We start from the raw sequence: 5,644 nt of genomic DNA, 5'->3' as shown, positions 1-5,644 counted from the left end.
GGCTTGCAAGGCAAGCCGGGTGAGAGGCCTTCGGGAGGGTAAGGGATTGCCAAAAGGCCCCCTCACCAGCCGCTGCGCGTCGACCTCTCCCCCACAGGGAGAGGTGAAGAAGGAGCCGATCGGCCGGAGAGCTGACGGCTTCGCCAAGAGGAGGAAAGAGATGGCCGATATCGTCCTTCGGGATGTCAGCAAGTCCTATGGCGCCGTGCAGGTGCTGGACAGCGTCAGCATGCATATCCGCTCGGGCGAGTTCATCGTCTTTCTTGGGCCTTCGGGCTGCGGGAAGTCGACGCTCTTGCGGATGATTGCCGGGCTTGAGGCGGTCAATGCGGGTGAAATCCATATTGGCGAGCGCCGGGTGGATCAGTTGCCGCCCAACCAGCGTGGCGTCGCCATGGTGTTCCAGAATTATGCGCTCTACCCGCATATGACGGTGCGCCAGAACATGAGCTTTGGCCTCGAAAACATCGGCACCGACAAGGCCGAGATCAACCGGCGCGTCGATGAAGCGGCGCGCATGCTGGAAATCGGGCAATTACTGGAGCGGCGGCCGGCGCAGCTTTCGGGGGGGCAGCGGCAGCGTGTTGCCATTGGCCGCGCCATCGTGCGCGAGCCCGATGCGTTTCTACTCGACGAACCACTAAGCAATCTCGATGCGGGGCTGCGGGTGCGGACGCGCGTGGAACTGGCGCAACTGCACCAGCGCATCGGCACGACGATGATTTTCGTGACCCATGACCAGACCGAGGCCATGACGCTGGCAAGCCGGATTGTCGTCATGAACAACCGCAAGGTGGAGCAGATCGGCACGCCGATGGAGGTCTACTCCAAGCCAGCGAGCCGGTTCGTGGCGGCCTTTGTCGGATCGCCCTCGATGAATTTTCTGCCGGTGACGGCGATGGCCGATGTGGGCGGGCGGGTCGTGGTGACGGCGGGTGGCTCGACCATTCCGACGACGATTACGACTTCCGTGGCCCCGGCACAGGGGCAGGGGCTGACCTTTGGGGTGCGGCCGGAATCGTTGCGTGTAGCGCCGGATGGGGAGATTTCCGGGACCATTGCGCTCGTCGAGCGGCTGGGGGACCGGACGCTGATCCATACGCGGCTCGAAGACGGCACGGTGGTCGTCGGGGACGATATCGGCAAGTCGACGCTCGAAGCCGGCGCGCCGGTTCGGCTCAAGGTCGATGGCTCGGCGGTGCATCTCTTTGATGCGCAGGGCGTCGCTTATCACGCGGAATAGGCCGCAGGAATTTCTGCTGGGCGGAAGACGATAACTGCACCGCCTCAGCCGGATGAACACATGCATTGGGCATGTTTTGGGAGGAAGATGTTATGAGACTGTCTTTGAAGCGATTGGCTCTGGTGTCGACGGCGCTGATGGCGCTGACGAGTGCCGCTGCAGCGCAGCAGACCGTGGTCTGGTGGGATTTTCTGGCAGGCGGCGACGGCGTGCGCATGAAGGCGCTGATCGACGGTTTTAACGCCGAGCACCAGGGCGAGATCGAAATCCAGGGCACGACGCTGGAATGGGGTACGCCCTTCTACACCAAGCTCCAGACCTCCTCGGCCATTGGCGAAGGTCCCGATATCGCCACCTATCACCTGAGCCGCATTCCGCTGGCTGTCGATAGCGGTACGCTCTCCGAAATCACCGATGAAGATCTCTCGGGTGCCGGCATTTCCGATGCCGATTTCACCCAGGCGGCTTCGGACGCCGGCAAGGTCGATGGGACACGCTATGCCGTGCCGTTCGATCAGCACGGCCTCATTCTCTACTATAACAAGGACATGCTCGCAGAAGCCGGGCTGATCGGCGAAGACGGCCTGCCGACCGATCTCAATGGGCTCGAGAACTTCAACAAGATCCTCGCCGATTTCACCAAGGACGGGAAATACGGCATTTCGACCCCGACGGGCGATCGCTACCGCACCATCTACTCTCTGTTCGGCCAGCAGGGCGGCACCATGTTCGACGAAGCCGCCGGCGGCTTCTTCCCGACCGACGAGGACGTGACCAAGCTGACCAATGCCATCGACGTGGTGAAGGGCTGGGTGGATAGCGGCTATACGCCGGTGCAGGTCGAAAGCCCGGCCGCGCTGGCGCTCTTCACCTCGGGCCAGTCGCCGTTCTTCATCATGGGCAATTGGGAAGTCCCGACTATGGTCGACCTCCATGCCAAGGGTGAACTGTTCGAATGGGGTGCAGTGGAGCTGCCGACGCTGTTCGAGAACAAGGCCGCCTGGTCTGACTCGCACGCCTTCGTCGTTCCCGCCAATGCCGGCAAGGAAGTGGATGCAGACAAGCGCGCTGCGGTGATGAAGGTCATCGCCTGGATGGACCAGCACTCGCTCGATTGGGCCGGCGCCGGCCATATCCCGGCCTTCAATGCTGTGCGTGAAAGCGCTGAATTCCAGGCGCTGAAGCCGCAGTCTGATTATGCAGGGTTCGCCGATACGGCCGTGTTCGATCCGCGCACGATCCTGGCTGGCCCGGCTGCCCCGCTTGGCGATGCATGGAGCAACTTCATCAATCCCGCCACGACCGGCGAAATCGAGCCGGCTGATGCCGCCGCGCAGATGCGCGACGATCTCAACAGCCAGCTCTGATTGAGCTTGGGGTGCGGGCTTCGGCCCGTACCCCTCACACTGCGCAGGGGTGGGAAGGTGTAAAAATGCTCAGGGACAAAAGGCAGGAATATCTGGTTGCGCTGCTGCTGGTGGGCCCGTTCGTGCTCATCTATGGCGCGCTTTTTGTCTGGCCGACGATCCAGATGGCCATGCTCAGCTTCACCAAGGCGCCGCTGATCGGGACGGGCGACTGGGTTGGCTGGGACAATTATGTGAAAATCCTCAGCCACAAGCTGTTTCACCAGGCCTTTTGGAACACCGCCTATTTCGTGCTGCTGACCGTCATTCCCAATACGCTGATTTCGCTGGTTATCGCCTTGGCGGTGAACCGGTTGAAGGGGCCGGTGCAGGGCTTTGTGCTCGCTTGTTTCTTCCTGCCCTATATCCTGCCGGTCTCGGTGGTGTTCCTCACCTGGAACTGGATCATCGACGTGCAATATGGGCTCGTGCAGGGCTTTGTGGCGCTGTTTAACGGCGGGCAGCCGATCTCGCTGACGCGCACCATTCCGCTCTTCATGCCCACGGTCGCCTTCGTCACCATCTGGTGGACCATGGGTTTTAATATTTTGCTCTTTATCGCAGGGCTGCGGAACATCTCGCCAGAGATTTATGAGGCCGCTTCGCTTGATAGCGCCGGCAGATGGCGGCAGTTCCAGCGGATTACCTGGCCGCTGATCTGGCCGGTGACGGCGCTAGTGCTGACCATCCAGCTCATCGCGCAGCTCAAGATTTTCGACCAGGTCTACCTGTTCTCGATCGGCGGGCGACAGGACGCGACGATCACGCTGGTTCAATATGTCTACAAGCTGGCCTTCCAGCAGAACAAGGGCGGCGAGGCCGCGACGGCCGCCATGCTGCTGTTCCTGATGATCATCATCCTGTCGGTGCTGCAATACCAGCTCCTGCGTGCCCGAGGTGAGAAATGAGCGCCGAAGCCCTTCCCAACCGCGAAGCCATTGCGGCTGCGCGCAGCCGGGGCGATGGCCCCATCGACATGATCGGGCTGGTGCTCACCGTCATCACCATCCTCGTGGCGCTCGGCTCGTTCTTCCCGATCTATTGGGCTGTTATTACTTCCATCAAGCCCGATGGCGAGGTGATTTCGGGGAGCAACTCGCTGATCCCCAATCGCGTCGTGTTCGACAGCTATATCCACATCTGGAACAACACCAATATCGGCATCTGGTACATCAACTCGATGGTGACCTCGCTGATCATTACCGCCTTGGTGATCGTCTCCTCGGCCGGTTGCGCCTATGCGCTGAGCCAGCTCGATTTCCCCGGGCGGCGCGTGATCTATGTTCTTATTCTGGCCTGTTTCATGGTGCCGATGCAGGCGCTGATCGTGAACCACTTTGTGCTCATGGCGCAGTTCAAGCTGCTCAACACCTGGGCCGGCATCATCCTGCCGCAGTTGATCGTTCCGGTGGTGATCATCGTCTACAAGCAGTTCTTCGATAGCGTGCCCAAGGAGTTTCGCGAGGCGGCGCAGATGGATTCTGCGGGGCATCTCAAAATCCTGTTCCGCATCTATCTGCCGATGAACTGGGGCGTGACGGCTTCGCTCGCCATCATCACCTTCATTGGCGCCTGGAATAGCTTCCTCTGGCCGTTCCTCGCTGCGACGGGCGAGGCGACGATGACCGTGCCGGTGGGCATTACCCAGGTGAAGGACGCCTATGGCATCATCTATGGCAAGCTGATGGCCTCGGCCGTGGTGGCGGGCCTGCCGGTGGCGGTGGTCTACCTGATCTTCCAGCGCCGAGTGACCCAGGCGATCATGCTCTCGGCCGGCGTCAAAGGTTGAAGCGGGCTTCCGATCTCGATCTCTTCAAGACCATGCTCGTTGTGGGCATGGTCTTGATCCATGTCTTTCAGCTTCTCGGGCGGTCAATGCCGGTCTGGGTGGATCGGCTGGCCGAGGGCGTGAATCTCATCACTTTTTCCGGCTTTCTCCTCGCCATGGGCATTGGCGTCGGGATGGGGAGCGAGCGGGAGCGGGGGTTTTGGGAGCGGTTGCGGCCGGTGGTGCTGTTGCTCCTTGCCGCCTGGATTTCGGCCTTTGCCTTTGCTGTCCTGGTCGATCGAACCCCGCTTACCTGGGCGTTGGCGCTGGATGTGCTGAGTTTTCGGCGGCTCTTTGGCTGGAGCGAGTTTCTCGCCAGCTTCTTCATGCTCTATCTGCTGCTGGCTTTGTTTCGGCCGCTGATCCTGCGCATGGCGCTGGACCCGCTTTCGTTTGGCCTCGCCGTGGCCCTCTCCTTTGCCTCGACATGGATCGTTGTCGACCTGTGGCTGCCGGCATCGGCAACTCTCCTGGGCACGACACTCTTCGCGAGCTTTCCGCTGCTGCCCTATCTGCCGTGGTTCCTCGTCGGCATCCGGCTGGGGCGGAGCGGGGGGAAACTGGGCTGGGCGCATTGGGCCGTGGCGGCTTTGTGCTCGGGGCTTCTAGCCTTTCAGGTGCAGCAGACGGGCGCCCTGCCGGGTCGCTTTCCGCCGACGGTGCTCTGGGTGATCGGACCGGCTCTGGTGCTCGCGCTCTATTGGGCCTTGGCGCGCCTGCTCGCCGCCCGCGTGCCAAATGTGCTGCTTCTGCCGGGACGGCATGTGCTGAGCTATCTGCTGGTTTCGAACCTGCTCATCTTTTCTGCGCGGCGGATCTGGGGAAGGCCAATCACGGAGGTGGAGACGTGGCTGGGGAGCACGCTGGGCGTACTGGTGGTGATTGGGGTGGGATGGTGGGCGGTGGAGACACGGCGCCGGGTTGCGCCGACATTGGCATCGGCGTCGACGAACTAGCGTCCGGGTGTGCCATAACAGCGGCGTCTTGTTTCTCCCTGAGAAACAAATCGTTGAAGCGACAAATTTGGGGGTGGGGAGCTGCCAGGCGGCTTTTGACGGCGACATGAGTAAATCAGACGTTCGACTGCATCACATATTTCGCATCGACTCAGCTTTAATCGTGAGATTTATTGCGAACTGCGTCCAGATATATCTTTATGGCAACCAT

5 protein-coding genes are annotated in these 5,644 nt (G+C 61.2%); all 5 read left to right on the top strand.

Translation table 11 applies throughout. The annotated features are described in order from the left end of the window. The first annotated feature begins 160 nt into the window (after window positions 1-160). The 5 genes from ABW043_RS19820 to ABW043_RS19800 all read left to right on the top strand — a co-directional run bounded on the left by ABW043_RS19820 (window position 161) and on the right by ABW043_RS19800 (window position 5,433). Window positions 161-1,243, top strand: coding sequence for an ABC transporter ATP-binding protein (locus ABW043_RS19820; protein WP_353922926.1), 1,083 nt, complete (start codon window positions 161-163; stop codon window positions 1,241-1,243). A gap of 92 nt (window positions 1,244-1,335) precedes the next feature. Further along, window positions 1,336-2,610 carry an extracellular solute-binding protein gene (locus ABW043_RS19815; protein WP_353922925.1) on the top strand — a complete coding sequence of 425 codons (1,275 nt, stop codon included), beginning with the start codon at window positions 1,336-1,338 and terminating at the stop codon, window positions 2,608-2,610. 65 nt (window positions 2,611-2,675) lie between these two features. Then, window positions 2,676-3,557 (top strand): carbohydrate ABC transporter permease, encoded by an 882-nt coding sequence (locus ABW043_RS19810; protein ID WP_295415171.1) that lies wholly within the window; start codon window positions 2,676-2,678, stop codon window positions 3,555-3,557. Window positions 3,558-3,625: 68 nt separating this feature from the next. Next, window positions 3,626-4,438 carry a carbohydrate ABC transporter permease gene (locus tag ABW043_RS19805; RefSeq protein WP_353922927.1) on the top strand — a complete coding sequence of 271 codons (813 nt, stop codon included), beginning with the start codon at window positions 3,626-3,628 and terminating at the stop codon, window positions 4,436-4,438. Next, window positions 4,435-5,433: a hypothetical protein gene (locus tag ABW043_RS19800; protein ID WP_353922924.1), complete on the top strand. Its 999-nt coding sequence runs from the start codon at window positions 4,435-4,437 to the stop codon at window positions 5,431-5,433. Before ABW043_RS19805 ends, ABW043_RS19800 begins: the two co-directional genes overlap by 4 nt. Window positions 5,434-5,644: the final 211 nt, after the last annotated feature.

The sequence above is a fragment of the Devosia sp. genome (genome assembly GCF_040509215.1).
Taxonomy (GTDB): domain Bacteria; phylum Pseudomonadota; class Alphaproteobacteria; order Rhizobiales; family Devosiaceae; genus Devosia.
This window is presented reverse-complemented; position numbering and strand designations above follow the sequence as displayed.

Coding starts and splice junctions, on each gene's coding strand:
- ABW043_RS19820 (WP_353922926.1), top strand. CDS start 161: ATGGCCGATATCGTCCTTCGGGATGTCAGCAAGTCCTATGGCGCCGTG.
- ABW043_RS19815 (WP_353922925.1), top strand. CDS start 1,336: ATGAGACTGTCTTTGAAGCGATTGGCTCTGGTGTCGACGGCGCTGATG.
- ABW043_RS19810 (WP_295415171.1), top strand. CDS start 2,676: ATGCTCAGGGACAAAAGGCAGGAATATCTGGTTGCGCTGCTGCTGGTG.
- ABW043_RS19805 (WP_353922927.1), top strand. CDS start 3,626: ATGATCGGGCTGGTGCTCACCGTCATCACCATCCTCGTGGCGCTCGGC.